We start from the raw sequence: 26,246 nt of genomic DNA, 5'->3' as shown, positions 1-26,246 counted from the left end.
GGTGATCCGTTGCCGTCTTTCTCGCGCAGCCTCGAACAGTCCCTCCACCGGGCGCTCGCCTTCGCCAATGAGCGCCATCACGAATATGCGACGCTGGAGCACCTCCTGCTGTCGCTCGTCGACGACCAGGACGCCGCTGCGGTCATGCGGGCCTGCAACGTCGACCTCGAGATCCTGCGCCGCAACCTTGTGGAGTATGTGGACGCCGAACTCGACAATCTCGTCGGCGACACCTCCGAGGACTCCAAGCCCACGGCCGGTTTCCAGCGCGTCATCCAGCGCGCGGTGATCCACGTCACCTCGTCGGGACGCGAGGAGGTGACGGGCGCGAACGTGCTCGTCGCGATCTTCGCGGAGCGCGAGAGCCACGCCGCGTTCTTCCTGCAGGAGCAGGACATGACGCGCTACGACGCGGTCAACTACATCAGCCACGGCATCGCGAAGCGGCCGGGCCTCAGCGAGGCGCGCCCCGTGCGCGGCTCCGAGGAGGAGGCGTCCGGGCCGGGCGAAGAGCAGGGCGGTCAGAAGAAAAAGGCCGACGCGCTCGACGCTTATTGCGTGAACCTCAACAAGAAGGCGCGCGAGGGCAAGGTCGACCCGCTGATCGGCCGCGACGCCGAGGTGACGCGGACCATCCAGATCCTCTGCCGCCGCACCAAAAACAATCCGCTGCTGGTGGGCGACCCCGGCGTCGGCAAGACGGCGATCGCGGAAGGCCTCGCGCTGCGGATCGTGCGCGACGAGGTGCCCGAGGTCCTGCAGGACGCGACGGTGTTCTCGCTCGACATGGGGGCGCTGCTCGCCGGCACCCGCTACCGCGGCGACTTCGAGGAGCGGCTGAAGCAGGTCGTGAAGGAGCTCGAGCAGACGCCCGGCGCGATCCTGTTCATCGACGAGATCCACACGGTCATCGGCGCCGGCGCGACGTCGGGCGGGGCGATGGACGCCTCCAACCTGCTGAAGCCGGCGCTCGCCTCCGGCACCCTACGCTGCGTGGGCTCGACCACCTACAAGGAGTACCGCCAGTACTTCGAGAAGGACCGGGCGCTCGTCCGCCGCTTCCAGAAGATCGACGTGGCCGAGCCGTCGATCCCGGACACGATCGAGATCCTCAAGGGTCTCAAGCCCTACTACGAGACCTTCCACCAGGTCCGCTACACCAACGAGGCGATCAAGGCCGCGGTGGAGCTGTCGGCCCGCTACATCAACGACCGCAAGCTGCCGGACAAGGCGATCGACGTGATCGACGAGACCGGCGCGAGCCAGATGATCCTGCCGGAGGCCAAGCGCCGGAAGACGATCGGCGTGAAGGAGATCGAGACCACGATCGCCACCATGGCGCGCATTCCGCCGAAGTCCGTCTCCAAGGACGACGCCGAGGTGCTGCGCGGACTGACCACCAGCCTCAAGCGGGTGGTCTACGGCCAGGACGCCGCGATCGAGGCGCTGTCCTCGACGATCAAGCTCGCGCGCGCCGGTCTCAGGGACCCGGAGAAGCCGATCGGCTGCTACCTGTTCTCGGGGCCGACGGGCGTCGGCAAGACCGAGGTCGCGAAGCAGCTCGCGTCGCTGCTCGGCGTGCGGCTGCTGCGCTTCGACATGTCGGAGTACATGGAGCGGCACACCGTCAGCCGCCTGATCGGCGCGCCTCCCGGCTATGTCGGCTTCGACCAGGGCGGCCTGCTGACCGACGGCATCGACCAGACGCCTCACTGCGTGCTGCTGCTGGACGAGATCGAGAAGGCCCACCCCGACCTGTTCAACATCCTGCTGCAGGTGATGGACCACGGGAAGCTGACCGACCACAACGGCAAGCAGGTCGATTTCCGCAACGTCATCCTGATCATGACGACCAACGCGGGCGCGTCCGATCTCGCGAAGGAGCCGATCGGGTTCGGCCGGCCGAAGCGCTCGGGCGAGGACACGGAGGCGATCAACCGCCTGTTCGCCCCGGAGTTCCGCAACCGGCTCGACTCGATCATCGCCTTCGGCAACCTGCCGATGGAGGTGGTGCGCCACGTCGTCGAGAAGTTCGTGCTTCAGCTCGAGGCGCAGCTCGCCGACCGCAACATCACGATCGAGCTGACGCCGGAGGCGACGGACTGGCTGGCCGAGCGCGGCTACGACCCGCAGATGGGCGCGCGTCCGCTGGCGCGGCTGATCCAGGAGACGATCAAGACGCCGCTCGCCGAGGAGGTTCTGTTCGGCAAGCTGAAGGGCGGCGGCGCCGTCCGCGTGGTGCTGGGGACGAAGGAGGGCGGCGAGACCGGCCTCGCCTTCGAGTTCCCCGACGGGCCGGTGACGCCGAAGCCAGAGTCGATCGCCCGCGAGGAGGAGCCCGGCCCGAAGGCGCCGCGCAAGCGCCGGACGGCCGACGGCGAGGGCAAGGCTCCCGCCGCCAAGACCCCGCCTCTCGTGCGGACCTGATACCCGCGGATGGCGCGCCAAAGCGTCGCGGAGCGTGCTAGAAGCGGCCGCGGATCGAAAGGTCCGCGGCCGCTTCGTTTCTGCGACGGCGCGGCCCTCCCCAGTTCAGAGCCTTGCCGATGCCCCTTGCGCCTGACGTTTTCCTCAGCCCCGGACGCTCCGGCGCCTGGGCGCGCCCCGCGTGAGCGCCGAAGGCGATCTCGACGTCGTCGACAGTGCGGGCCGCAGCGATCTCGACTGGGCGCTGAAGGGCGCGGTCGCGGCGGTGAACACGCCCGGCGTCGTGCTGTTCCTCAGCTTTCTCGGCTTCGGCGCGATGACGCACGACTTCGGCTGGCCGCTCTGGATCGCGGTGCTGTCGACGGCGCTGATCTGGGCCGCGCCGGCGCAGGTCGTGCTCGCCGGCGCGCTCGCGAACGGGGCGGGGCTCCTGGGCGCCGCGCTCGCGGTCACCGTCTCCGGCGTGCGCCTGCTGCCGATGGTCGTCGCGCTGCTGCCGGTGCTCAGGAGCGAGCGCACCTCCCTCGGCGCCCGGCTGCTCGCGGCGCACTACGTCGCCGTCACGGCCTGGTTCGAGGGCCTCAGGCTGACGCCGACCCTTCCGCGCACCGCGCGGATGCCGTTCTTCTTCGGGCTGGCGAACGCGCTCGTGCTCGGCTCGTCGATCACGACCGCGATCGGCCACGCCGCCGCGGGCGTGCTGCCGAGCGCGCTCTCGATCGGCCTGCTCGGCCTGACCCCGCTCTACTTCCTGCTGTCGCTGGAGCGCGGCGCGAAGTCGCTGGGCGAGCGGGTGGCGCTCGGGCTTGGGCTGGCGCTCGCGCCTGTGATCGGCCTCGTCGCGCCGGCGTCCGACATCCTGTGGACCGGCGTGATCGGGGGCACCGCGGGCTTCCTTGTCCAGCGCGTCGCCGACAAGAGGCGGCGGCCGTGAGCCCGGCGCTCGATCCCGGCTACCTGCTGCTCGCCGTCGTGCTCTCGTTCGTCGGCAACGACCTGTGGCGCGTCCTGGGCGTCGTGCTCTCGGCGCGGCTCGACGAGGACAGCGGCCTGTTCGCCTGGGTGCGGATGGTCGCGACCGCGCTCGTCGCGGGGCTGGTCGCCAAGCTCATTCTGGCCCCCGCCGGCGGCCTGGCGCTCGCGCCGCTGTGGCTGCGCCTCGCGGCGGTCGGGTGCGGGCTCGCCGCCTACGGCGTTTCCCGCCGCTCGCTCACCCTGGGCGTCGCGGTGGGCGAAGCCGCCCTGATCGCAGGCGTCGCCGCGCTCGGCATCTGAGCGCGGCGGAAGGTTTCAGCCCTCGAGCGCGGCGCGGATGCGCTCGGCGTGGGCGGCGAGCACCTCGGGCTTCTCCATCTGGCCGGTGTGCGGCTTCAGCGGAATGTCGGTCCAGCGCGGCAGGATATGGACATGGGTGTGGAACACCACCTGTCCGCCGGCGGTCTCGTTAAACTGCTGGATGGTGACGCCCTCGGCGCCCAGCCCCGCCTTCACGCCCAGCGCGACCTTCTGCACGGCGGCGAACAGCGGGCCGAGATCGGCCGCGTCCATCTCCAGCACATTGCGCGACGGCGCCTTGGGGATCACCAGCACATGGCCGTCCGCGCGGGGCATGACGTCCATGATCGCGATCGTGGCGTCGTCCTCGTAGACCTTCTGGGACGGCATCTCGTCCCTGAGGATCTTCGCGAAGACGTTATCCGGATCGTAGTCAGCCATGCCGGTTCTCCGTGTGATCAGCGCCGGCACAGGATCGCAGCCCGGAGGCGAGGTCAAGCCGAGGACGCGTCCCCGCGACGGAAGGGCGCTTGTTCGGCCAGATCCTCCTGCATCGCCATGACGGCGGCCCGCTCGCGCACGAGGTACTCCGCGACCGCGCGCTGCAGTCCCCGGTCGGCGAAGGCGTGGGCGGAATAGGTCGTCACCGGGCGATAGCCGCGGGCGAGCTTGTGCTCGCCCTGCGCGCCGGCCTCGACGCGCGAGAGCCCCATGGCGATCGCGGCGTCGATCGCCTGATGGTAGCAGAGCTCGAAGTGCAGGAACGGCCGCTCTTCGAGCGCGCCCCAGTAGCGCCCGTAGAGCGCGTCGCCGCCGATGAAGTTGAGCGCGCCGGCGATCGGCCGCCCGTCGACCTCGGCCAGCACCAGCAGGATCTTCTCCGGCATGGCCTGGCCGACAAGGCTGAAGAAGCGGCGGTTGAGATAGGGCCGGCCCCATTTGCGGGACCCCGTGTCGATGTAGAAGGCAAAGAAGGCGTCCCAGTGCGCCTCCGTGAGATCCGCGCCGGTGACGTGCCGCACCACGACGCCGTCGGCCAGCGCGTCCCGGCGCTCGCGCTTCAGCTGCTTGCGCTTGCGGGAGGCGAGGTCGCCGAGGAAGTCGTCGTAGGAGACGTAGCCCTCGTTCCGCCAATGGAACTGCTTGTCGACCCGGGGAAGAAAACCCTCCGCGACGAGACCGGCTTGCTCCTCCGGAGTCGTGAAGGTGACGTGGATCGAAGAGGCCTCCGTCTGGCGCATCAGTCCGCGCAGCGCCGCCGCGAGGCCCGCCCGCGCCATCGCGGGATCGCGCCCCGGCGCCGGCATGAGCCGCGGCCCGGTGGCGGGGGTGAAGGGAACCGAGATCTGCAGCTTGGGATAATAGCTGCCGCCCGCCCGTTCGTAGGCGTCGGCGAAGGCGTGGTCGAAGACGTACTCGCCCTGGCTGTCGCTCTTCAGGTAGCAGGGCGCGAGGCCCGCCACCCCGTCGCCGTCCTCCAGCACCACATGGGCCGGCGCCCAGCCGGAGCGGTCGCCGACCGAGCCGGACTCCTCGAGCGCCTTCAGGAAGCGGTGGTCGACGAACGGATTGTAGGGGCCGCTCGCCAACGCCGCGGCGTTCCAGAGCGCGGGGTCGATCTCGTCGATGCGCGTGGCGACGCGCGCGCTGAGGGTCGTGTCCATCGGCATCGGGGAGGCTCCGTCTTGGACGAAGCTAGGCCGGCGAGCCGCCCGTTCCAAGGGTGCGGTCCGGCACAAAGCCCTCGAACACCATCTGGTCAGCCCCGAGCGCCGCGCGGGCCTGGTCCTCGGGCGTGCGCACCGTCCAGGCCATCACCGGCACGCCGGAGCTGCGGGAGAGCCGCACTGACCGCCGCGTCAGGTCGCGCACGTTCCACGAGACGAAGTCGGGCCGGGTCGCGCGCCAGTGCAGCATGTTCCGGGCGACGAAGCGCTGCGCGCCCGACAGGTGCGCCCAGCCGGCGTCGGCCGCATCGAAGGCGTCGCCCACGACGCCGCGCGGGGTGCGCGGCGCGAGGCTCCGCAGCAGCACGAGCACGCGTGGATCGAACGACTTCGCCGCCACCGGCCCGCCGCGCTCCGACAGCAGCTCGGCCACCCGGCGCGCCAGCCGGGTGTCGCCGCCGCGCGAGGCCTTGACCTCGACCACCAGCGGAACCTTGCCGTCGACCAGATCGAGGCAGTCCGCCAGCGTCCAGATGCGGTCCGCGCCGCCGCCGACGTTCAGCGTCACGAGGTCGCGGAGCGGCCGGTCGGCCACGAGGCCGGCGGCCTCCGTCAACCGGTCGAGCTTGGAGTCGTGAAACACCACCGCCTCGCCGTCCGCGGTCACCTGGACGTCGATCTCGACGCCGAAGCCATGGTCGATCGCGGCCTGGACCGCGCTCGACGTGTTCTCGATCACCCCGGCCGCCCTGTCGTGCAGACCGCGATGGGCGATCGGCCGGGCGACCAGCCAGGAAAGCCGCGACGCCACGGGCGGCCGCTCAGGCGATTTCGATGATCGCTTCGACCTCGACGGCCGCGCCGAACGGCAGCGCGGCGACGCCGACGGCGGAGCGGGCGTGGCGGCCCTTGTCGCCCAGCGCCGCGACCATGAAGTCCGAGGCGCCGTTGACGACCTTCGGCTGGTCGCCGAAGTCCGCCGTGGAGGCGACGAAGCCGACGAGCTTCACCACGCGGACCACGCGGTCGAGATCGCCCAGCACGGCGCGGGCCTGGGCCAGGATGTTGATCGCGCAGAGCTTCGCGGCCTCCTGGGCGTCTTCGATCGAGACGCCGGCGCCGAGCGTGCCCTTCAGGGTGAGGCCGTTCGCGTCGATCGGAAGCTGGCCGGAGACGTAGAGGTAGGAGCCGGACAGGACCGCGGGCACGTAGTTCGCCGCGGGCGGATTGGGCGAGGGGAGCGTGACGCCGAGTTCGGCGAGCTTGGCTTCGATCTGTCCGGCCATGGGGCGAAATCTCCGTATTCAGGCGAGGTTCGCGCCGGTGTGGCCCAAGGCGCGCCGCGCTGCAAGCGGACATAAGACCCATTTCCGCCACGCTGGCCCGCGATGACGATGATGGCGGCGCATATCGCGAACCTCCCGTTGCGTTCGCGCCGCGGCGCCGCATGATGACGATGACTTATCGAGCGAGGCTGTCCTCACGTGATCCACCCCATCCGCCCCGTGATTCTCGCCGCCGCCGCCGCTGCGACCTTCGCGACCGCCGCGCCGGCCCGAGCCGAACCGACGCTCGCGCCCCATCGGGCGGTCTACGAGCTGAAGCTGCGCGAGACCCGAGGCTCCTCCAGCGTCGACCAGATCCGCGGCCGGATCGTCTACGAGTTCACCGGCGCCCCGTGCGAGGGCTACGCGCTGTCGTTCCGGCAGGTGACCGAGATCGGCAACAGCGAAGGGGAGACCAACGTCTCCGACCTGCGCTCCGCCACCTGGGAGGACGGGGCGGCCAAGAGCTTCCGCTTCACGGCCCAGAACTATCTCAACCAGCAGCTCGAGAAGGACACCGACGGGCGCGCCGAGCGCGGCGCCGACGCGGTCAAGGTGACGATCTCGAAGCCCGAGAAATCCGACAAGGGCTTCGGCGAGGAGACGCTGTTCCCGACCGAGCACCTGCGCAAGATCCTCGAGGCGGCCGAACGCGGCGACAAGCTGCTGTCGGCCGCGGTCTACGACGGCTCCGAAGACGGCGACAAGGTCTACGACACGCTGACCGTGATCGGAAAGCCGGAGACGGCGGAGCCCGCGAACCTTGAGGCCGCCGCCAAGACGCCGGAGCTGGCGAAGGCGACGCGCTGGCCGGTGTCGGTGAGCTACTTCGAGCGCGGCAAGGCGCCCGACCGCGACAAGAAGGACAGCGGCGGCGAGCAGACGCCGATCTACGCTATGAGCTTCGACCTCTACGACAACGGCGTCAGCCGGGCGATGAAGATCGATTACGGCGACTTCGTCCTCGACGGCGAGCTCAAGGAGTTGAAGTTCCTGAAGGCGACAGTCTGCAAGTAGGAAACGCTGCGGGGACCCGAGCGCTTGCCCTTCGCGTCCCGGCTCAAGGCCGGGACGCGAGCGTGGGATTCATCCTCGCGGCGGGCGCTTGGCGAAGGCGCGTTCGACCGATTCGCGGCCGAAGCGCGCGCGCAGGCTCGCGACCGCGGCCTCGACCGCCGCGAGCTTCTCCGTGCGGTCGTCGACGAGATCGCGCGGGTCGGCCAGCGCTTCCGGCGCGAGCTCCGACACCGCGACGCCGATCAGACGGAACGCCGTGCCGTCGGCCTCGCGCGTCAGAAGCGCTTGGGCCGTCTCGAAGATGCGGCCGGCGAGCCGCGTCGGGGCGGGCAGGGCGTGGGCGCGGGTGCGCAGCCGAAAGTCGGCGGTCTTGAGCTTCAAGGTCACGGTCTGCCCGGCGATGCCGTCCGCGCGCAGGCGGTCGGCCACCTTCTCGCTCAGGCGGAAGAGGTGAGGCGTGAGGTCGTCGAGCCGCGCGACGTCGCTGTCGAAGGTCGTCTCCGCGCCGACGCTCTTGCGCTCGCGGTCCGGGGAGACCTTGCGGTCGTCGCGGCCGAAGGCGAGGCGCGAGAGGCGCAGGCCGCCGTCGCCGTAGCGGCGCGCGAGGTCCCGCGGCTCCGCGCGCTGCAGATCGCCGATCGTGCGCAGGCCGTCGCGCGTCAGCGTCTCGGCGAAGGCCGGGCCGACGCCCCAGAGGAAGCTCACCGGCCGCGGCGCGAGGAAGGCCGGCGCCTCGTCGATCGAGAGCGTCGCGAAGCCGCGCGGCTTGTCGAGGTCGGAGGCGATCTTGGCGAGGAACTTGTTGGAGGCTAGCCCCACCGACACCGAGATTCCGACGTCGCGCTCCACCTCCCGCGCGAAGCGCGCCAGCACGAGCGCCGCGGGAGCGCCGTGCAACGCCTCGGTGCCGGAGAGGTCGAGGAAGGCCTCGTCGATCGACAGCGGCTCGACCAGCGGCGTTAGCGCCAGCATCTTGGCGCGGACTGCGCGGCTGGCCTCGACGTATTTCGCGAAGTTCGGCTTGATGACGACTGCGTCCGGGCAGAGCTTCAGCGCCTTGAACATCGGCATCGCGGACTTCACGCCGCGGATGCGCGCGACGTAGCAAGCGGTTGAGACCACGCCGCGTTTTCCGCCGCCGATGATCACCGGACGGTCGGCGAGGCTGGGGTCGTCGCGCTTCTCCACGGTCGCGAAGAAGGCGTCGCAGTCCACATGCGCGATGGTCATACGCCCAAGATCGGGGTGTCGCGCGATTCGCGGACTGCCGCAGGCGCGGCACCGCGGCGCCGGCCCTGCGAGCGTGAGGCAGTCCCGGCAGAAGGCGAAGGCGGCGGGAGGCGCGCCCATCGGTTTGGTCCTCAGGTCGATCGATCGTAGCCTACGCCGCCGAGGGCCGCGCGGGCGCGGGACACGCGCTCGGGCGGGACGCCGTGCGACTCGGCGAAGGCCACGAGCAGCGTCTCGTCGGCGAGCACGTAGTCGAGCACGGCAGGCAGGAAGCCGGGATCGGCCGCGGCGGCGCGCACGTCGCTCGGATCGAGGCCCGACAGCGCGAGGAACCGGCCGAGGCGCTCGGGGTCGGACGCAAGAAAGCCGAGCGCCGCGGCCGCGAGGTCGAGCGCGGCGTCCGCCGTCGGGTGCTGAGGCTGTTTCATGCTGAGCGTTCGCGTTTTCTCAAGGAATCTTCGGTAGCATTTTGCGAAATATGAAGAGGTCGCCGCCGTTTCGCGAGAACATCGTTCCGCCCGAAACGACAGCCGGCCCGGACGGCGTCGAACCCGCGCAATGTCGCGCGGGCGGGGAGTACAGGGGCACCATGCCGAAGACCGTCCTGATCGTGGAGGACAACGAGCTCAATATGAAGCTCTTCCACGATCTTCTCGAAGCGCACGGCTACGCGACGCTCGAGACCCGCAACGGAATCGAGGCGCTCGAACTGGCGCGCGAGCACCATCCCGACCTCATCCTCATGGACATCCAGCTGCCGGAGGTCTCGGGCCTCGACGTGACGCGCTGGCTGAAGGAGGACGAGCGCACGCGGGCGATCCCCGTGATCGCGGTCACCGCCTTCGCCATGAAGGGCGACGAGGAGCGCATCCGCGGCGGCGGCTGCGAGGCCTATCTGTCGAAGCCGATCTCCGTCGCGAAGTTCCTCGAGACCGTCCGCCATTACCTCGGCGATTCCTAAGGAGCCTGAGGTCGTGACCGCTCGGATCCTCGTCGTCGACGACGTGCCTGCAAACCTGAAGCTGCTCTCGGCGCGCCTGACCGCCGAGTACTTCGAGGTGATGACCGCCACGAACGGGACCGAGGCGCTGGAGATCTGCGCGCGGGCGCAGTGCGACGTCGTGCTGCTCGACGTCGTCATGCCGGGCCTCGACGGCTTCGAGGTCTGCCGCCGGCTCAAGGCCGACCCGAAGACGCACCACATCCCCGTGGTCATGGTGACGGCGCTCGACCAGCCGGCGGACCGGGTCCGCGGCCTCGAGGCCGGCGCCGACGATTTCCTGACGAAGCCTGTGGCCGACGTCGCGCTGCTCGCGCGGATCCGCTCGCTGGCGCGGCTCAAGATGCTCGGAGACGAGCTCCGCCTGCGCGCCCAGACGACCCGCGAGATCGGGATGACCGACGCGCTGGTCGAGGCCATGGCGGACGACGGCCTCCACGGCCGCGTGCTGCTCGTCGACGACCGCGACGTCTCGCAGTCCCGCATCGCCGCGGCCCTCGCGACCGGGCAGTCGGTCTCGTCGGAGCCCTCGCCGTACGAGGCGCTGTTCCGGGCGGCGGAGGGCGAGTTCGACCTGATGATCGTCGCGCTGGAGCTGCGCGACTTCGACGCGCTGAGGCTCTGCGCGCAGGTCCGCTCGCTGGAGCGCACCCGCATGTTGCCGATCCTGCTGGTCGCCGACCACGACCAGACGGCCCGGGTGATCCGCGGGCTCGAGGTCGGCGTGAACGACTATCTGCTGCGCCCGCTCGACGCCAACGAGCTCGTGGCGCGCGTGCGCACCCAGATCCGCCGCAAGCGCTACAACGAGCGCCTGCGCTCGAACCTGCTGGAGAGCATGGCGCTCGCCATCACCGACGGCCTGACGGGCCTGCACAACCGGCGCTACATGGAGATGCATCTCCAGAGCCTGCTCGATCAGGCGACCGCCCGCGACCGGCCGCTGTCGGCGCTGGTCGTGGACATCGACTTCTTCAAGCGGGTGAACGACACCCACGGCCACGACGCCGGCGACGAGGTGCTGCGCGAGTTCGCGGCGCGCCTCAAGGCCAGCGTCCGCGGCATCGATCTCGCCTGCCGTCTCGGCGGCGAGGAGTTCGTCGTGGTCATGCCGGAGACCGACGCCAAGGTCGCGCAGCTGGTTGCGGAGCGCATCCGGCGCCGCATGGCGGGCGACCCGTTCCGGATCGCGCGGGGCGCGCGCACGATCGACGTCACCGCCTCGATCGGCGTCGCGAGCTTCGACGTCGCGGTCGACGACGCGGCGTCGCTGCTGAAGCGGGCCGACGTCGCGCTCTACCGGGCGAAGAGCGAAGGCCGCAACCGCGTGGCCGCCGACGCGGCCTGAGGCTGTCCAGGCGGCCCGGGTCTGCTAACGATCGCGCATGGATCTGATCCGGCTCTTCACCCGACTCGCGCTCATGGCGCGCCGTCGCCAATCGACCCAGCGCCTCATCATGATCGGCGTCGTGCTCGCGCTCTGTCTCGCGGTCGCGGGCCTGCAGTGGCTCGGCCTCGCGCCCGACTGGATGACCGCCACGCGCCCCGGTCGGCTGCTGCACGGGCTCTGAAACGCAAAAGGCGCCCCGGAGGGCGCCTTGTCGCGAAGCCTCGAAGCGGCTTCAGGCCAAGATCACTTGATCTTGGTCTCCTTGAAGTCGACGTGCTTCTTCGCGACCGGATCGTACTTCTTGAGCACCATCTTCTCGGTCTTGGTGCGGGAGTTCTTGCTGGTCACATAGAACACGCCGGTGTCGGCGGTGCTCAGCAGCTTGATCTTGATGTTGGCGGCTTTCGCCATGGCGTTGACCTCGTGCGGGCGGGCGCGCGAAACGCCAGCGTCTGAATGTGAGGGCGCAACCTACTCAGGCGCGGCCTTGTGTCAAGACGGCGCGCGCACGCGCCAGGCCGCGACGAGGGCGAAAACGCCCATCAGCACCGCGATCGCCGCCGGCGCGCCGTAGGGCGGCCACAGGTCGAAGCCGACGCCCAGCACCGGCGGGCCCGCGATCAGACCGAACGAGTACATCACCACGAAGGCCGCGTTGGCGGTCGCGAGGTCCGTGCCCGAGAACCGCGCGCCGAGGTGGGCGAGGGCGACGGTGTAGAGTCCGCACACGACCCCGCCCCAGAGCGCGACCACGGTGTAGAGCAGCGGGGCCGAGGCGCCGGCCAGCGGAATCGCCAGCGCGCCGAAGAAACCGATGACGCCGATCGCGAGCAGCAGCTTGCGGCGGTCCATCCGGTCGCTCAGCAGGCCGAGCGGGATCTGCAGCAGCACGTTGCCGACCTCCATTGCGGTCACCAGCAGGGCGGCGGTGGTGGCCCCGAAGCCCAGCTGGACGCCGTAGAGCGGCAGAAAAGCGAAAGCGCCGGTCTCGACCGCGCCGAAGATGAAGGCCGAGAGCGTGGCGACCGGCGCGAGCGCCAGGAAGAACAGGACGCCCCGGCCCTTCTCGGCGCGCTCCAGCGGCGGGGCGGAGCAGCCCGCGAACAGCAGCGGCCCGGCCGCGACCACGAACAGCCCGGCGCAGGTCAGGTAGGGCGCGAGCGAATCCATGCCGACGCCGGCCAAGATCAAGGGGCCCGCGCCGAGGCCGACCGAGAGCGCGGTGACGTAGACGCCCATCACCAGCCCGCGCGAGCGCGCCGGCGCGAGCGCGTTGATCCAGAACTCCGACAGCACGAACATGATGGCGAGCGACACGCCGAAGGCGAACCGCAGTGGGAACCACGCCCAGAACGGCTGGATGAACGCGAAGCCCAGGATGGCGGCGGCGCCGATGGCGAGAGCCAGGAACAACGTCGGCCGCACGCCGAGCCCCGCGGCGAGTCGTGGAATGAAGGGCGCGACCGCGACCGTCGCGACGCCGCCCATGGCGGTGTTCAGCCCGATCATGGCCCCGCTCGCGCCGCGGCTTTCCATCGCGAAGGACAGCAACGGGATCGACAGGCTCAACCCGACGCCCACGAGCGACACGCAGGCGATCGCGACCGTGATGCCGATCCTGCGGTCGCGGGGCGTAAAGTCGGCGAGGGGATCTGAAAGCGCGGTCATGGCGAGGCGGAGAAAGCACAGGCGGGTGTGACGCGCCACCGACAAGTCCCGGCGGCTGGGGTGCGCCTGACGCGCGCCGGTCAAAAATAGCGATTGACCATCGGCGTTGTTTTGGACCTAGATTGGACTTGCCACATGGAGGGCGGCGTCGGGGGACGTCGCGTCGGAGGCCGCGCCGCGCCGATCCGTGCGAGAGACGCGGTCTCGCTCTGTGGAACGGCGCCACAAGGGGGACTAAGATCATGACACTCATCCGCATCGCCGGGGCGAGCGCTCTGGCGCTCGCCTGCGGCCTGGCGACGGCGCCTGCGAACGCTAACATTCTGGTCCAGCAGACGACCGTCAACGGTTTCAAGGTCGACCGCTACAGCTGGCTCGATTCCAAAGGCCGCAAGCGCTCCGTGTCGCTGAAGCGCGAGGGCGAGGGCAACGCCGGGCATGGCGGCTACGCCGTGCAGTTCACCTACCAATATCTGTCGAACGGGGTCTGGAAGACGATGCGGGCCAATCCGCCGTCGTCGGCCGAGGGCTTTGGATACTTCGTATCGCACGAGCGGTACCGGGACTTCTCCGACAACACGCAGGACACCATCGCGGGCAAGATCTTCAACAAGGACGATTCGCCGCTCGGACGCGGCTTCGCGGCGACGCGGGTCCCGCTCTCGACCTCGACGCCGAAGAAGGCGGCGATCCAGTATCAGGTGAGCTATCCCCGCTACGGCACGGTCAACGCCACGACCCTCAATCCCAACACCGGCGGCGATTCGCCCAAGCTGCCGCTGACGGCCGCCTCCTACGCGCTGTATCAGCTGCCGGTGCGGATCACCTGGTACTTCGAGGAGGGCAAGGATCATCCGCGGATCCGCACGCAGGTGATGCTGGACAACCTTCCCGGCGTGAACCGCGCGAGCTTCGACCTGCGCGGACCCTATGGCGTGCTGAACTTCGACGGCGCGACGCCCGGCCCGATCAAGCAGGCGCTCTGGGGCGACCGCTTCCAGTTCCGAACGCTCACGCTGCCGCTGACTCGAAACTCCACCTGGACCTGGGAGACCGCGAACAACGGCTCGCGCTACTCGGCGCTGACGGCGGGCTCGTTCGAGATGGGGCTGGTGGAGCCGCGGGCCTACAGCAGCACGCGCACCCGCCAGGGCTACAGCGACGGCCGGGGCAAGACCTCAGTGACCTACAACGGAGGCAACGGCTGCCCCTTCCAGGCGCAGAAGATCCCCTGCGACTACGAGTGGCCCTACCAGTCGGCCCAGTACGAGCTGCCCTACAACAACGCCAACGCTACCACGACGAGCAAGAAGATGGCCTGGGGCTCGACGGCCTACTACGGCATGTCGATCAGCCAGGTGTACGACACCTCGACGACCTCGCAGCCGTTCGACGGCTTTCCGGCGGGCGGCACGCTCAGCTACGACGTGTGCCTGGTGCTGGACAAGACGGTCTCCGGCACGGTGACCAAAGCGCTCGCCAACGCCAAGGGCGACTACAACTGCGCCGACGGCGTCCGCTGACGCCGGGAGCGGTTTCGGTCTCGCTAAGGCGGTGAACCCCGCCGTCATTCCGGGCGTCCCGGGGGGACGGCGGAGCGTGAGGCGGAGCCGCGTTCAACTGACGCGGAACGGCCCGAAACATACAGCTCCGCTCTCGTGTCCCGGCCTTGAGCCGGGACCCAGAACCACCGGGCTTTCCGAAGAAGACGGTCGGCGGCCGCAGCGTCTTTCTGCTCGCCGGCTTAGAGATGCTCGCGCTCGGACTTGGAGCCCTGCCGGTAGAACGGCACCGGCAGGTCGCGCTCGAGCCCCTCGTCGAGTCGTCGCGCGAGATCGTCGATCACGATGCGGGTGATCGCCGGCAGATCCAGCTCGTGGGCCTCGGGCAGAGAGACCCAGACCAGCTCCACCAGCTCCGCCTCCGCGGTCACGATCCCGTCCACCTTCGCCGTCACCAGGCTGGCGTCGCCCGCGAAGAAGCGGGTGTCGAAGCGCTTGGGCCGGCCGGGCGGCGTGATGGCGCGGGCGACGAAGTGCAGGCCCTCGAGCGAGGGGAACACGTCGGCGTCGGCGAAGGGCTTCCAGGCGTCGCCGCGGGGCTCGAAGGCGCCGGTCTCGGTCTCGCCGATCAGCAGGCCGGTCTCCTCCGCGAGTTCGCGGATGGCGGCCAGTCCATAGGCGCGGGCGCGGGTGATCGACGGGCGCTGCACGCCCGCCTGCAGGCGACGCTCCACATGCGGCGCGTAGGCGCCGGCGATGTTGACGCGGCCGTCTTCGGGCTCCACGCGGCCGCCGGGAAACACGTACTTGCCGGGCATGAAGCGCACGCCCTCGTGGCGCTTGCCCATCAGAAGCTTCGGCTCGGACGCCTGCCGGTCCACCAGGATGATGGTGGCCGCGTCCTTCGGCACGAGGCGGGGCGCGGAGGCCTTCGCCGGCGCGGCTTCGGCGATCTGCTCGGCGCCGCCGTCGCTCACGGGCGGCTCTCCGGCTTGAGCCCGCCATCCGCGAGATGGGCGCTGTCGTCCTCGCCGCCGAAGCCGTGCATGCGGAGTGCCCACTGCAGCCCCACCAGCGCGCCCTTCACGGGCGGCAGCAGGGCGAGCGACAGGATGATCGTGAGAGGCATCCAGAGCGCGAGATGCACCCAGATCTCGGGCTTGTAGGCCACCTCCACCGCGAGCAGCCCCGCGACGACGACATGGGCGACGATGGTGATGACGACATAGGGCGGCGCATCGTCGGCGCGCTGGTGGTGCAGCTCCTCGCCGCAGTGGTCGCAGGCGTCCACGACCTTGAGATAGGCGCGGAAGATCCGGCCTTCGCCGCAGGCGGGGCAGCGGAGCATCAGGCCGCGGCCCATGGAGCGGGCGACCGGCCGGGCCTGCTCGGCCCCACCGCCCGCGATCGTGACCTGTGCGCTCATGAACGGCGTCCCTTGCCCGATTTTGACGGCGGCTTCTTCGGTCCTGACTTAGGCCCTTTCGGACCGGGTTTCGAGGGCCGCGCCGTCGCAGAGGCGCGGCGCAAGCCCCGCTTGCCGCGGCCGACCGGGCGCGCCGCGCGCCCCTCGGACAGCATCTCGAACCTGAGCGCGCCGGCGACCGGCGCCGCCTCGACCAGCTTCACCTCGACCGTGTCGCCCAGGCGGAAGCTCTCGCCCGTGGCGCTGCCGGTGAGCGCCCGCGCCGCCTCGTCGTGCACGAAGTAGTCGTTGCCGAGCGAGCCGATCGGCACGAAGCCGTCCGCGCCGGTCTCGGCCAGCTTCACGAACAGGCCGGAGCGGGTGACGCCTGCGATGCGCCCGGTGAAGGTCGCGCCGACGCGGTCGGCAAGGAAGTGCGCGATCAGCCGATCCACCGTCTCGCGCTCGGCCGCCATGGCGCGGCGCTCCGCCGCCGAGATGCGCGCGCCGATCTCGCCCAGCGTCTCGGGGGTCGCGGTCTCCGGGAGGCCGTCGGAGCCGAGCTCGAGCGCCCGGATCAGCGCCCGGTGCACGATCAGGTCGGCGTAACGGCGGATCGGCGAGGTGAAGTGCGCGTAGCGGCGCAGGTTCAGGCCGAAATGGCCGTAGTTCTCGGAGGCGTACTCCGCCTGGGCCTGGGTGCGCAGCACCACCTCGTTCACGAGGCTCGCGTTTTCGGAGTCCTCGACCCGGACGAGGATCTTGTTGAATGCGGCGGGCCTGAGGTTGCCGGACTGGGGAAACTCGATGTCCAGCGTGGCCAGCAGCTCGCGCAACGCCGTCAGCTTCTCGATCGAGGGCGCGTCGTGCACGCGGTAGACCAGCGGCGTGCGCTTGGTCTCCAGCGTCTCGGCCGCGGCCACGTTCGCCTGGATCATGAACTCCTCGATCAGCCGGTGGGCGTCGAGGCGCGGCGGCACGATCACGCGGTCGACCGTCCCGTCCGGCTTCAGCACCAGCTTCCGCTCGGGGAGGTCGAGGTCGAGCGGCCCGCGGGCGTCTCGGGCGATCTTGAGCGCCGCATAGGCCGCCCAGAGCGGCTTCAGAACCGGCTCCAGCAGCGGGCCGGTGGCGTCGTCGGGCGCGCCGTCGATCGCGGCCTGCGCCTGGCTGTAGGACAGCTTCGCCGCCGACTTCATCATGATGCGGTGGAAGGAGTGGCGGAGCTTGCGCCCGTCCTTGCCGACAACCATCCGCACCGCCAGCGCCGGCCGGTTCTCCTTCTCCCGCAGCGAGCAGAGGTCGTTGGAGATGCGCTCGGGCAGCATCGGGACGACCCGGTCGGGAAAGTAGACCGAGTTGCCGCGGTCGAGCGCCTGGAGGTCGAGCGCCGAGCCGGGACGGACGTAGGCCGCGACGTCCGCGATCGCGACGGTGACGATGTGGCCGCCGGCGTTGTTGGGGTCCGTGTCCGGCTCGGCGTGGACCGCGTCGTCGTGGTCCTTGGCGTCGGCGGGATCGATGGTGAGGAGCGGCAGCCGGCGCCAGTCCTCGCGCCCCTTCATCGTCGCCTCGCGCGCGGCCTCGGCTTCGGCGAGCGCCTCGCGGGGGAACACGTGCGGGATGGCGTGGGTGTGGATCGCGATCAGGCTCACCGCCTTCTCGCTGGTGAGCGAGCCGAGGCGCTCGCGCACGCGGGCCGCGGGCAGGCCGTAGCGGCCCTGCTTGACGATCTCGGCGGCGATCAGGTCGCCGTCTTTGGCGCCGTCGGTCGCGTCGGCGGCGATCGCGAGCTCCTTGCCCGCGTCGCGCTTGGAGACCGGAACCAGCCGGCCGGAGCCGTCCGGCAGCGCGCGGAAGATGCCGAGCACGCGCGCGGAAGGCTTCGACAGGATCTTGATGACGCGGCCCTGGTGGGTCGGGCCGCTGGGATCGATGTCGCCCAGCGGCTCGGCGCGCATCAGGATGCGGTCGCCGACGCCCGGCGCGAGCCCCGGCTTGCGCCCGCGGGTCGGCACGTCGACGAGGATCACGGGGGCGGGGCCGAACTCGTCCTCGTCCCAGTCGGCCGGCTTGGCGAGCAGGTCGCCGTCGCGGTCGCGGCCGGTGACGTCGGCGAGCACGACCGACGGCAGGTGCCCCGCCGTGCCGATCTGCTTGCCGCGCCGGTCGAGCACCCGCTCCGATTCGAGCTCGGCCAGCATCTGCTTCAGCTCGATCCGGCCCTCGCCGGTGATGCGGAAGGCGCGGGCGATCTCGCGCTTGCCGACTTTGCCGCCCTGCGCCTTGATGAAGGCGACAAGTTCGTCGCGCGAGGGCAGGCCGCGCGGCAGGGCGGGCTTCGGGGCTTTCGGGGGAGCGGGAATCTTACGGGCCAAGGCGGTCCCTTGCGGCGTGGAGGATCGACGGACCCTATACGATTTCCGACGCGGCGCGCAGGTTCAGCCCCGCGTCGCCTCAAAGGCCCGCGCCAGCGCCACGAAGCCCTCCACGGGGATCTCCTCCGCCCGGCGTGTGGGCTCCACGCCGGCGGCGGCCAGCAGCGCCGCGGCGTCGCCCAGGCTCTTGAGGCTCTGGCGCAGCATCTTGCGGCGCTGGCCGAAGGCGGCCTGCGTCACCGCCTCCAGCGCGCGGATGGGGCAGGGCAGCGGCGTTTCGCGCGGGGTGAGCCGCACCACCGAAGACGTAACTTTGGGCGGCGGCGTGAAGGCCTGCGGGCCGACGTCGAACGCGATCCGCGCCTCGCAGCGCCAGCCGCAGAGCACGCCGAGGCGGCCGTAGGCGTCGTCGCCGGCCTGCGCCACGATGCGCTCCGCCACCTCGCGCTGGAACATCAGCGTCAGCCCGTCCCACCACGGCGGCCAGCGGTCGGAGGCGACCCAGCCGATCAGCAGCGGGGTCGCGACGTTGTAGGGGAGGTTCGCGACCACCCGCGCCGGCCCGTCGCCGACCAGCGCCGCCATGTCGACCTCCAGCGCGTCGCCGGAGATGACGTCGAGCCGGCCGGGGTAGCGCGCGGCGATCTCGGCCAGGGCGCCCAGCGCACGGGTGTCCTTCTCGATCGCGATGACGCGCTTCGCGCCTTCCGCCAGCAGGCTACGCGTAAGGCCCCCGGGACCGGGGCCGACCTCGACCACGGTCACGCCCTCCAGCCGTCCGCCGGTGCGGGCGATGCGGGCCGTGAGGTTGAGGTCGAGCAGGAAGTTCTGGCCGAGCGACTTCTTGGCGGCGAGGTCGTGCCGGGCGATGACGTCGCGGAGCGGCGGGAGGTCGTCGATCGCGCTCACGCGAGCGCGGGCTCGCGGGCGAGGCGCCGGGCCAGCGTCAGCGCGCTCGCCAGGCTCTCGGGGTTCGCCGTGCCCGTGCCGGCGATGTCGAAGGCCGTGCCGTGGTCGGGCGAGGTGCGCACGAAGGGCAGGCCGAGGGTGACGTTCACCGCGCGGTCGAAGGCGAGCGTCTTCACCGGGATCAGCGCCTGGTCGTGGTACATGCAGATCGCGACGTCGTAGCGGGCGCGGGCGGCGGCGTGGAACAGGGTGTCCGCGGGGTGCGGCCCGGTGGCCATGACGCCCTCGGCCTTCAGCCGCCGCACGGCGGGCGCGATGATCGCATCGTCCTCGAGGCCCAGCACGCCGTTTTCGCCGGCGTGCGGATTGAGCCCGGAGACGGCGAGCCGCGGCTCCTCGATGCGGAACCGGCGCCGCATGTCGCGCGCGACGATCCGAGCGGTCTCCACGATCTCCTCCTCGGTGAGGCGCTTGGGCGCTTCGCTCAAGGGGATGTGCACCGTGACGGGGACGACCGCGATCTCCTCCGCCCACAGCAGCATGACGGCGCGGCAGGGCGCGCCCCAGAGGCTCTCGGCCAGCGCGCCGAGATACTCGGTGTGGCCGGGGTGAGGGAAGCCGGCTTCGACCAGCGGGGCCTTCGCGATCGGCGCGGTGACCAGCGCGGCGCAGCGGCCGGCGTGCACCAGCTCCACTCCGTGGCGGATGGCGGCGATGACCGTGGGCGCGTCGCGCACGTCGGGGTGACCGGGCTTCGCCACGCAGCGGTCGCCGATCGGCGCGACGGGAAAACGGTCGGCGAACAGCGCGGGGGCGGCCTCGGGCTCCGCCTCGACCACGGGCGCGTCGAGCCCGATCAGCTTCGCGCGCGCCGCGAACAGCGCGGGATCGCCGATCGCGACGAAGGCGGGCACGTCGCGCGTCTTGCGCGCGGCCCACAGCATGAGAGCGATCTCGGGGCCGACGCCCGCGGGCTCGCCCTGGCTGAGGGCGAGCGGGACGTCGACGAGACCGGTCATGCTACCCGCGGACTTCGATGATCGCGCGGCTCTTGAGCTGCTCGAGGTACTTCTTGGACTGCTCCTCGGCCTGCTTGCTGCCGAGCTCCTCGGCCGCCTGGCGCCGGATCATGCTGTCGTCGGCGATGTCCTTGCGCTCGCAGATCGCGATCATCTCGACGCCCTGCTCGCTGCGCTCCGGGGAGGTCAATCCGCCGACCTTCACCTTGGCGAGGTTGTCCGAAATCGGCTTGCCGAGCTGCGCGGTGGACCGCGTGATCGGCTCCTTCACCGCGACGTCGCGCAGGCTCGAGGCGAACTGAACCGCCTGCGCGCAGCCGGGGAAGCGTCCGCGGGCGGCGTTGGCCTCGGCCCGACGCTGGTTGACCTGCGCGTCGGAGGCGTTCTTCGGCAGCACGAACACGACCTGACGCAGGGTGTACTGCGTCGCGCGGTTGTCCGCCTTGCCGGCCGCCCCGACGCTCGAGACGACGTCCTTCTCGCGCGCCGCGATCTGGGACGCGAACTTGCGGCGAACCAGCTGCGCCCAGGAAATCTCGGCCTTGAGCCGGTCCTTCAGCGTGCGCGCGGGAACGCCGCGCTGGCCGATCGCCTGGGTGAACTGGGCGGGCGACAGCTTGGTGCGCTGGGCGATCGAGGCGAAGGCGGCCTCGACCTGCTCGTCGCTCACGACCATGTTGTAGCGCTTGGCCTCGGTGAGCTTCAGCTTCTCGTCGATCAGCTCCTGGCGGGCGGCCGCCACGGAGCCGCCCTTGCCGCCGCCGGCGAGGTTCATCAGCGCGACGCGTCCCGTCACTTCGCTCGATAGGATCGGCTGGCCGTTCACGACGACCGCGATCGACTGGGCGGCGGCGGGCAGGGCGGCGCCTGCGAGCGCCGCGCCGACGAAGGCGGGAAGGACGAGCCGGCGAAGGCGGGAGCGCAGGGGACGAGGATGCGAAAGCATGGACGTCGGGTTCCGTTTCGTCGGGCGGACGCTTGGAGTCGCGGCCGCGGCTATCATGCGGCGGTCTTTTTCTCCGCCGCCGGGCGGCCCGTCAACCGTCGTGAGAGGCCGGATCAGTTCTCGCCGTCGAACACGTCGTTCGAGCGGCTGGTCGAGACGCTGGCCGAACCCAGCGTCCGGAAGTCGACGCGCAGCAGGAACTTGTGATCGATGCTGTCGAGCCGCCTCGCGCTGGTGTCGATGTCGTATTCGCGGATGTAGTCGAACGCGAGATTGATGCAGTCTTCGATGTTGTTGACGCCGAAGCCGATCTGGCTCTTGTCGAACTCGTTCCGGTCGAAGTTGTAGCGGGCGCCGCCGCCGACATAGACATCCTTGGTCACGAACACGCGTGCGCCGGCGAGCACGCCCTCGCGGATGTCGTCGTAGCCGAGCTCCGGCTGCTTGTCGTAGCGGCCATAAGACAGGTTGCCCTGGAAGCGGCCGAGCGTCGCGCGACCTTCGACTTCGGCCGAGCGCACCGCGAAACTCTTCTCGTCGAACCGGAAGTGCGTGGCCATTGCGAAATTCTTGACCGGCACGAAGGTCGCGCCGGCGACGTAGTCGGAGCGCGACGTCTCCAGCCCGGACTGCAAGCCGGTGCGGGCGGCGTCCTGATCGCCGTTCGCGTAGGAGTTCTTGCCGAACAGGTGGTACGACTGGCCGCCCATCACGTTGAACGATGCGCCGCCGGCCGTGGTCAGCGTGTAGGACAGGCCGACGTTCGCGCGGCTACCGCCTTCGATGCGGTCGAAGCCGGAGAACTTGTTCCACGAGAACAACGTGGTGTCGTCGAACATCAGGCTCTGGGCGTCTTCGTTGGCGAAGTCGCCGATGTGGGTTTCGTTCGGGCGCAGGATGATCTGCGCGATCGGCTCGATCTGATGCGTGCCGAGGCTGTTCATCGCGATGAACGGATAGCGATACTCGAGGCCGACGCCGCCCATGCCGCGGAGGAAAGCCTCCTGGCCGTCGTCGAGGAACGGCCCGACGCGGGCGGAGGAGTCCGGGTTCGAATAGATCAGGTCGCCGCGCAGGAAGGCGAAGGGCGTCCACACCTGACCGATCGGGTCGACGTAGCGCTTGCGCCATTGGGTGTCGACGGAGAGGCGGCTGTAGGTTCCGGCCGCGCCGATCAGCGCCACGTCGCTGAACGAGCCGACGCCGAGCCGCCCGCGGCGGAACTCGTTGTCCTCGCGGTAGAGGCTGGTGGCGTTGACGTTGAACGCCAGCTCGCCGCCGTAGACCGGGTTTTCGAACACGTAGTTGTAGTCGAGCACCGGCGCGACGTTCGGCAGGCGGTCCTGCTGGTCGTACCGCGTCATGCCGTAGAAGTGGTAGCCGCGAAGGTCGAAGTAGCTACGGTCGCCCTGACCCGTCAGGTAGAGCGTCGACACGGCTTCGCGGCTCTTGCCCCAGAGGTCGTAATCCCCGCGCACCCACTTGTCGGAATAGAGCGCGACGTCCCAGCCCCACTTCCACTTGTCGTTGATGGCGAACTCGCCATCGGACTGGAAGGTCCAGCGGTTGTCCTTGTCGCCGGGTCCGATCGTCAGGCTGTTGGGGTTCGCCTCGTCGAGCTTGTCGTCGAACTGATCGCTGTCGAGCTGGTGAATGCCGGCCGCACGGATCTTGTAGGCGCCGTCGATGAGGCGGTGACGAAACTCGCCCTTCAGCATCACGCCCTGCTTGGACGTGACGATCGGGGCGATCGTCGCGTCCATGTTCGGCGCGATCGCCCAGAAGTAGGGCGTCTCGATCGAGTAGCCGATATCGCCGGAATGCCCGTAGGTCGGCGCAAGGAAGCCCGACTTCCGCTTCACCGACGGATCGGGGTGCGAGAAGAACGGCAGCCAGGCGATCGGGTAGCCGTAGAGCTCGAAGGTGGCGTCTTCGTAATAGACCATCTTCTCGTCTTCACGGAAGATGATGCGCTTCGCCTTGATCTGCCAGAGCGGCGGCTTCTCGGGATTGTCCCGGCACAGCTCGCAGGCGGTGTAGACGGCGCGGTCGAACACCGACAGCTTGCCGCCTTCGCGACGGCCGCGAGCGGCGGCGAGCCGCGCGTTGTCGGTGGTCTGGACGCGGATCGACTCAATGAATCCGTCGCGCAGATCGTCGCTCAGATCCGCGGAGTCCGTGTAGACGATGGTGCCGTCGCGCTCCGTGAGCTTGACGTTGCCGGTGGCGCGGACGCGGTTCGCCTTCTGGTCGTAGGCGACCCGGTCGGCCTGCACGGCCCGGCCTTCATAATAGATGTCGACGGAGCCGACCGCCGTCACGACCTCGTTGTTGAAGTCGTAGACGAGCTCCTTCGCCTCCATCAGCATCCGCGCGTTCGGATCGCGGCGGGTGGCGGTGGAGCGGTCGACGACGGCGCCGTTCGCGGACGGGCGGGACGACATGAAGTTCGGAATGCCGCCCTTGCTCGACTTTTTCGCTTTGGGCGGAGCCGGAATGAACTCGTTCGCGTTCTGCGCAAGCGACGGCGTCGCGACGGCGAGAGCGGTCGAGCTGAGAAGCGCGGCGACAAGGAGACGGCCGAGAAGCTGCATCGGTCGGAATGAACTGCCAGATAAGGGAAGGGCGGGGCGCGTCGCCGGCGTCATCCGTCCTCCTGATGCAACAACACGGTGGCGCCCACGAGACATCCAACGACGGCTGGAAGCCAAGCCGCCGCAACTGGATTCACAAGGCCCGCCGCCCCCAAATCGTCGGCGAATTCGGTGACGACATAAAGCACGAAGCCCGCACCCACGCCACCGAGAATCGTCCGGGCCACGCCCCCGAACCGGAAGAACCGGAGCGCGACGGTGGCCGCGATCAGCACCATGGCGGTCAGGAGCGCCGGACGGGCAAGAAGCTCTTGGAGTTCAAGCCTGTGGCGCAGAGGCGACAGTCCCGCGCGTTCTGCAAGCGCGATGGCGCCCGGAAGGTCCCAGAAGCCCACCATGGACTTCGCGCCGAGCGTCTCGCGGACCTGCGCCGCGGAGAGATTCGTCGGCAGCCGGTAGCGCGCCAAGGACTGCGGTTCCCGCCCCACGGCGATCACCCGCACGTCGTCGAGATCCCAGGCGCCGTCGACCAGCTTGGCGTTGCGCGCCTCGAGGCGTTCGCGGAACTGGCCCTCGGGGGTGAAGCTGAAGACGGTGACGCCGTTCAGGGACACGCCGGAGCTGGCCGCGCTGTTGGCGCGGATCACCGCCTGTCCGTCGATGCTGCGCTGCCGAATCCAGCGAGCCTGCTCCGAGGACCGTCCGGTGGATGAGAACAGGCGCGCCTCCATCCGCTCGGCGCGGTCCTGCATGCGCGCGGCGACCGGGTTGAACGCAAGCGTCGAAACCACGCCGACGCCGATGGCGACCGCGACGGCCGGCGCCAGGAACTGCCAGGCCGAGACCCCGCTCGCCCGCGCCACCACGAGTTCGAGCCGGCGGCTGAGCATGACGAAGGCCCCCATCGCGCCGAACAGCGTCGCGAACGGCAGCACGCGCTCGATGATTGCAGGGGTCCGGTGCAGCGACAGATTGGCGATCGCCGTGATCGAGGCGCCGCCGCCGCGGGCGTCGCCCGCCCGGCGCAGAAGCTCGACGAAATCGACGACGAACACGAGCAGGATCGTGGCGAGGATGACGCCGAGGATCGAGAGCGCGACCTTGCGGGCGAAGTAGCGCGAGAGCGTCCCGGTGAGCGCTCCGACGGGAATGGCGAGCGAGCCGGTCACGCGCTGGCCGCGGCGGCGAGGGGGGAGGAGACGGGCGGCGCCGGAGAGCGCGGCCTGCGCCCGAAGGCGAGCCACAGCGCCGCGGCGCCGGCGCCGATCGGGAGCCCGTACACGGCGAGCGCGGCGTAGGGGGTGGCGACCAGCAGGTTGGTGGCTCCGAGACCCGCGATCCGCAGCGCCGCCATGGCCGCGATCGCGCCCAGCACGCCATAGGCCCGCGTCTGGCGCGTGGTCCTTGGGCGGCCGATGGCGGCGAAGGCGATCAACATGAACGCGAGCGGGTACAAGGGATTGACGAGCCGTTCGTGCAGTTCGGCGCGGAACCGGCCGGGCTGGGCCTTGTAGGCCGCGTCGTTCACGTCCGGCGCCGCGAGTTCCGAAGTGTAGCGCTCGCGTGGTTTATAGGATGTGACCTCGCTCAGGCCGGTGAAGGGCGAGAGATCGAAGGCGTAACGCTGGAACACGACGATCGCCGGGTCCTTGTCGGGCGCCTCCCGCCGCTGGACCGAGCCGTTCTCCAGCACGAGGAAGGTCGAGCCCTGCTCCTCGACGATCTGGCCGCGCTCGGCGAGGTAGGTCACCTCCTGGGGCGCGTCGCGCGTGTCCTGCACGAAGATCCCGAGCAGCGCGCCGCCGCGGCGCTCCCGGACGTGGACGACGAGCCCCTGTTCGATCGGCGTGAACTGGCCCTCGCGCAGGATGTTGGCGACCACGTCGGCGCGCACCTGCGTCAGCTGGAAGCGGAGCGCCCTGAGCGATTCCGGGATGGCCCAGACGCTCATCATCCCGACGACGACCGAGACCATCAGCGTCAGCGCCATCAAAGGCCGCAGCAGCCGGGCCGGGCCGACGCCGGCGCCGGACATCACCACCAGTTCGGAATCGGCGTTCAGACGGTTCAGCGACCAGACGGCCGCGCCGAACAGCGCGATCGGCGCGAGGATCACGGACAGCGAGGGAATGGTGAGGCCGGTGATCAGCAGGAAGATCCAGATCGTCTGGCCCTGCGCCGTCACCACGTCCAGCTCGCGCAGCGCCTGCGTCGTCCAGATCACCGCCGTCAGGATGATGAGGCTCGCGACGAAGGCCTTCGCCGTCAGGCCGAAAATGTAGCGTTCCAGAACCGGCATGCGCTCACGATCGACCGCGCGGCCGCACCTGCTGCGGTCACGAACGCGTCCCGCCGCCACTTCAAAGCCGGTTCGAAGCGAAACGCAAGCGGGCCCCCTGCGCGACGCGGTCGCGGGCGCTTTCATGCGGCGGTCGCCTCGTATAGATGAGGACAACCCGGCGTAGCGCGCGATCTTCGAGCGCGCGAACGCAGT

The 26,246-nt window shown here is 70.1% G+C and carries 25 protein-coding genes; 8 read left to right on the top strand and 17 right to left on the bottom strand.

The window, feature by feature from the left end; translation table 11 throughout:
• Nucleotides 1-9: 9 nt before the first annotated feature.
• The 3 genes from clpA to JOD31_RS02630 all read left to right on the top strand — a co-directional run bounded on the left by clpA (nt 10) and on the right by JOD31_RS02630 (nt 3,702).
• Nucleotides 10-2,427 carry an ATP-dependent Clp protease ATP-binding subunit ClpA gene (clpA, locus tag JOD31_RS02640; protein ID WP_204948755.1) on the top strand — a complete coding sequence of 806 codons (2,418 nt, stop codon included), beginning with the start codon at nt 10-12 and terminating at the stop codon, nt 2,425-2,427.
• 181 nt (nt 2,428-2,608) lie between these two features.
• The gene (locus JOD31_RS02635; protein WP_204948754.1) at nt 2,609-3,361 is read left to right on the top strand and encodes an AzlC family ABC transporter permease; all 753 of its coding nucleotides are present in this window, start codon (nt 2,609-2,611) and stop codon (nt 3,359-3,361) included.
• Nucleotides 3,358-3,702, top strand: coding sequence for an AzlD domain-containing protein (locus tag JOD31_RS02630; RefSeq protein ID WP_204948753.1), 345 nt, complete (start codon nt 3,358-3,360; stop codon nt 3,700-3,702). Before JOD31_RS02635 ends, JOD31_RS02630 begins: the two co-directional genes overlap by 4 nt.
• A 15-nt stretch (nt 3,703-3,717) precedes the next feature.
• Here the strand turns inward: JOD31_RS02630 and JOD31_RS02625 are convergent, their stop codons facing one another.
• Genes JOD31_RS02625 through JOD31_RS02610 form a run of 4 tightly spaced genes read right to left on the bottom strand, consistent with a single transcriptional unit; the run spans nt 3,718 to nt 6,655 of the window.
• On the bottom strand, nt 3,718-4,143 hold the full coding sequence (locus JOD31_RS02625) for an HIT family protein (protein ID WP_020184905.1): 426 nt from the start codon (nt 4,141-4,143) through the stop codon (nt 3,718-3,720).
• 53 nt (nt 4,144-4,196) lie between these two features.
• Complete coding sequence (locus JOD31_RS02620) at nt 4,197-5,372, bottom strand: GNAT family N-acetyltransferase (protein WP_204948752.1); 1,176 nt, start codon at nt 5,370-5,372, stop codon at nt 4,197-4,199.
• Between the two features lie 25 nt (nt 5,373-5,397).
• The gene (locus JOD31_RS02615; protein WP_204948751.1) at nt 5,398-6,180 is read right to left on the bottom strand and encodes a glycerophosphodiester phosphodiesterase family protein; all 783 of its coding nucleotides are present in this window, start codon (nt 6,178-6,180) and stop codon (nt 5,398-5,400) included.
• A 10-nt stretch (nt 6,181-6,190) separates the two neighbouring features.
• Nucleotides 6,191-6,655, bottom strand: a complete 465-nt coding sequence (locus JOD31_RS02610) for a RidA family protein (RefSeq protein ID WP_204948750.1) — start codon at nt 6,653-6,655, stop codon at nt 6,191-6,193.
• Nucleotides 6,656-6,853: 198 nt separating this feature from the next.
• Here JOD31_RS02610 and JOD31_RS02605 point away from each other — a divergent pair, with 198 nt between their 5' ends.
• Nucleotides 6,854-7,711 (top strand): cell envelope integrity EipB family protein, encoded by an 858-nt coding sequence (locus tag JOD31_RS02605; protein ID WP_204948749.1) that lies wholly within the window; start codon nt 6,854-6,856, stop codon nt 7,709-7,711.
• A gap of 69 nt (nt 7,712-7,780) precedes the next feature.
• On the opposite strand, the gene JOD31_RS02600 is transcribed toward JOD31_RS02605, so the two are convergent.
• Nucleotides 7,781-9,061 (bottom strand): DNA polymerase IV, encoded by a 1,281-nt coding sequence (locus JOD31_RS02600; RefSeq protein ID WP_204948748.1) that lies wholly within the window; start codon nt 9,059-9,061, stop codon nt 7,781-7,783.
• An 11-nt stretch (nt 9,062-9,072) separates the two neighbouring features.
• Nucleotides 9,073-9,369, bottom strand: coding sequence for a DUF3572 domain-containing protein (locus JOD31_RS02595; RefSeq protein WP_204948747.1), 297 nt, complete (start codon nt 9,367-9,369; stop codon nt 9,073-9,075).
• A gap of 161 nt (nt 9,370-9,530) precedes the next feature.
• Here JOD31_RS02595 and JOD31_RS02590 point away from each other — a divergent pair, with 161 nt between their 5' ends.
• The 3 genes from JOD31_RS02590 to JOD31_RS02580 are packed head-to-tail and all read left to right on the top strand — an operon-like array spanning nt 9,531 to nt 11,512.
• On the top strand, nt 9,531-9,902 hold the full coding sequence (locus JOD31_RS02590; protein ID WP_024816295.1) for a response regulator: 372 nt from the start codon (nt 9,531-9,533) through the stop codon (nt 9,900-9,902).
• 13 nt (nt 9,903-9,915) lie between these two features.
• Nucleotides 9,916-11,289, top strand: a complete 1,374-nt coding sequence (locus tag JOD31_RS02585) for a PleD family two-component system response regulator (protein WP_204948746.1) — start codon at nt 9,916-9,918, stop codon at nt 11,287-11,289.
• Nucleotides 11,290-11,326: 37 nt separating this feature from the next.
• Nucleotides 11,327-11,512 (top strand): hypothetical protein, encoded by a 186-nt coding sequence (locus JOD31_RS02580; protein ID WP_204948745.1) that lies wholly within the window; start codon nt 11,327-11,329, stop codon nt 11,510-11,512.
• A gap of 62 nt (nt 11,513-11,574) precedes the next feature.
• On the opposite strand, the gene rpmG is transcribed toward JOD31_RS02580, so the two are convergent.
• Both rpmG and JOD31_RS02570 read right to left on the bottom strand, forming a co-directional pair.
• Complete coding sequence (gene rpmG, locus JOD31_RS02575) at nt 11,575-11,742, bottom strand: 50S ribosomal protein L33 (RefSeq protein ID WP_020184915.1); 168 nt, start codon at nt 11,740-11,742, stop codon at nt 11,575-11,577.
• A gap of 81 nt (nt 11,743-11,823) precedes the next feature.
• Nucleotides 11,824-13,038, bottom strand: a complete 1,215-nt coding sequence (locus JOD31_RS02570) for an MFS transporter (protein ID WP_309299046.1) — start codon at nt 13,036-13,038, stop codon at nt 11,824-11,826.
• Nucleotides 13,039-13,241: 203 nt separating this feature from the next.
• Between JOD31_RS02570 and JOD31_RS02565 the strand changes: the two genes are divergently transcribed.
• Nucleotides 13,242-14,522, top strand: coding sequence for a hypothetical protein (locus JOD31_RS02565; protein ID WP_204948744.1), 1,281 nt, complete (start codon nt 13,242-13,244; stop codon nt 14,520-14,522).
• Between the two features lie 221 nt (nt 14,523-14,743).
• Here the strand turns inward: JOD31_RS02565 and JOD31_RS02560 are convergent, their stop codons facing one another.
• The 9 genes from JOD31_RS02560 to lptF all read right to left on the bottom strand — a co-directional run bounded on the left by JOD31_RS02560 (nt 14,744) and on the right by lptF (nt 26,051).
• Entirely contained in the window at nt 14,744-15,478 is a 735-nt protein-coding gene (locus JOD31_RS02560; protein ID WP_204948743.1) for an NUDIX hydrolase, read from the bottom strand.
• A complete protein-coding gene (locus JOD31_RS02555; RefSeq protein WP_204948742.1) occupies nt 15,475-15,927 on the bottom strand; it encodes a DUF983 domain-containing protein in 453 nt (150 codons plus the stop codon). The genes JOD31_RS02560 and JOD31_RS02555 overlap by 4 nt, the downstream gene beginning before the upstream one ends.
• The gene (rnr, locus tag JOD31_RS02550) at nt 15,924-18,284 is read right to left on the bottom strand and encodes a ribonuclease R (protein WP_204948741.1); all 2,361 of its coding nucleotides are present in this window, start codon (nt 18,282-18,284) and stop codon (nt 15,924-15,926) included. Before rnr ends, JOD31_RS02555 begins: the two co-directional genes overlap by 4 nt.
• Nucleotides 18,285-18,347: 63 nt before the next feature.
• Nucleotides 18,348-19,193, bottom strand: coding sequence for a 16S rRNA (adenine(1518)-N(6)/adenine(1519)-N(6))-dimethyltransferase RsmA (rsmA, locus tag JOD31_RS02545; RefSeq protein WP_204948740.1), 846 nt, complete (start codon nt 19,191-19,193; stop codon nt 18,348-18,350).
• A complete protein-coding gene (gene pdxA, locus JOD31_RS02540) occupies nt 19,190-20,212 on the bottom strand; it encodes a 4-hydroxythreonine-4-phosphate dehydrogenase PdxA (protein ID WP_204948739.1) in 1,023 nt (340 codons plus the stop codon). The genes rsmA and pdxA overlap by 4 nt, the downstream gene beginning before the upstream one ends.
• A 1-nt stretch (nt 20,213) precedes the next feature.
• Nucleotides 20,214-21,158: a SurA N-terminal domain-containing protein gene (locus tag JOD31_RS02535; RefSeq protein WP_204948738.1), complete on the bottom strand. Its 945-nt coding sequence runs from the start codon at nt 21,156-21,158 to the stop codon at nt 20,214-20,216.
• Nucleotides 21,159-21,271: 113 nt separating this feature from the next.
• The gene (locus JOD31_RS02530; RefSeq protein WP_204948737.1) at nt 21,272-23,752 is read right to left on the bottom strand and encodes an LPS-assembly protein LptD; all 2,481 of its coding nucleotides are present in this window, start codon (nt 23,750-23,752) and stop codon (nt 21,272-21,274) included.
• Nucleotides 23,753-23,802: 50 nt separating this feature from the next.
• The gene (gene lptG, locus JOD31_RS02525; protein WP_271206147.1) at nt 23,803-24,921 is read right to left on the bottom strand and encodes an LPS export ABC transporter permease LptG; all 1,119 of its coding nucleotides are present in this window, start codon (nt 24,919-24,921) and stop codon (nt 23,803-23,805) included.
• A complete protein-coding gene (lptF, locus tag JOD31_RS02520) occupies nt 24,918-26,051 on the bottom strand; it encodes an LPS export ABC transporter permease LptF (RefSeq protein WP_204948736.1) in 1,134 nt (377 codons plus the stop codon). Before lptF ends, lptG begins: the two co-directional genes overlap by 4 nt.
• Nucleotides 26,052-26,246: the final 195 nt, after the last annotated feature.

Source organism: Methylopila capsulata (assembly GCF_016907975.1).
Taxonomy (GTDB): Bacteria; Pseudomonadota; Alphaproteobacteria; order Rhizobiales; family Methylopilaceae; genus Methylopila; species Methylopila capsulata.
This window is presented reverse-complemented; position numbering and strand designations above follow the sequence as displayed.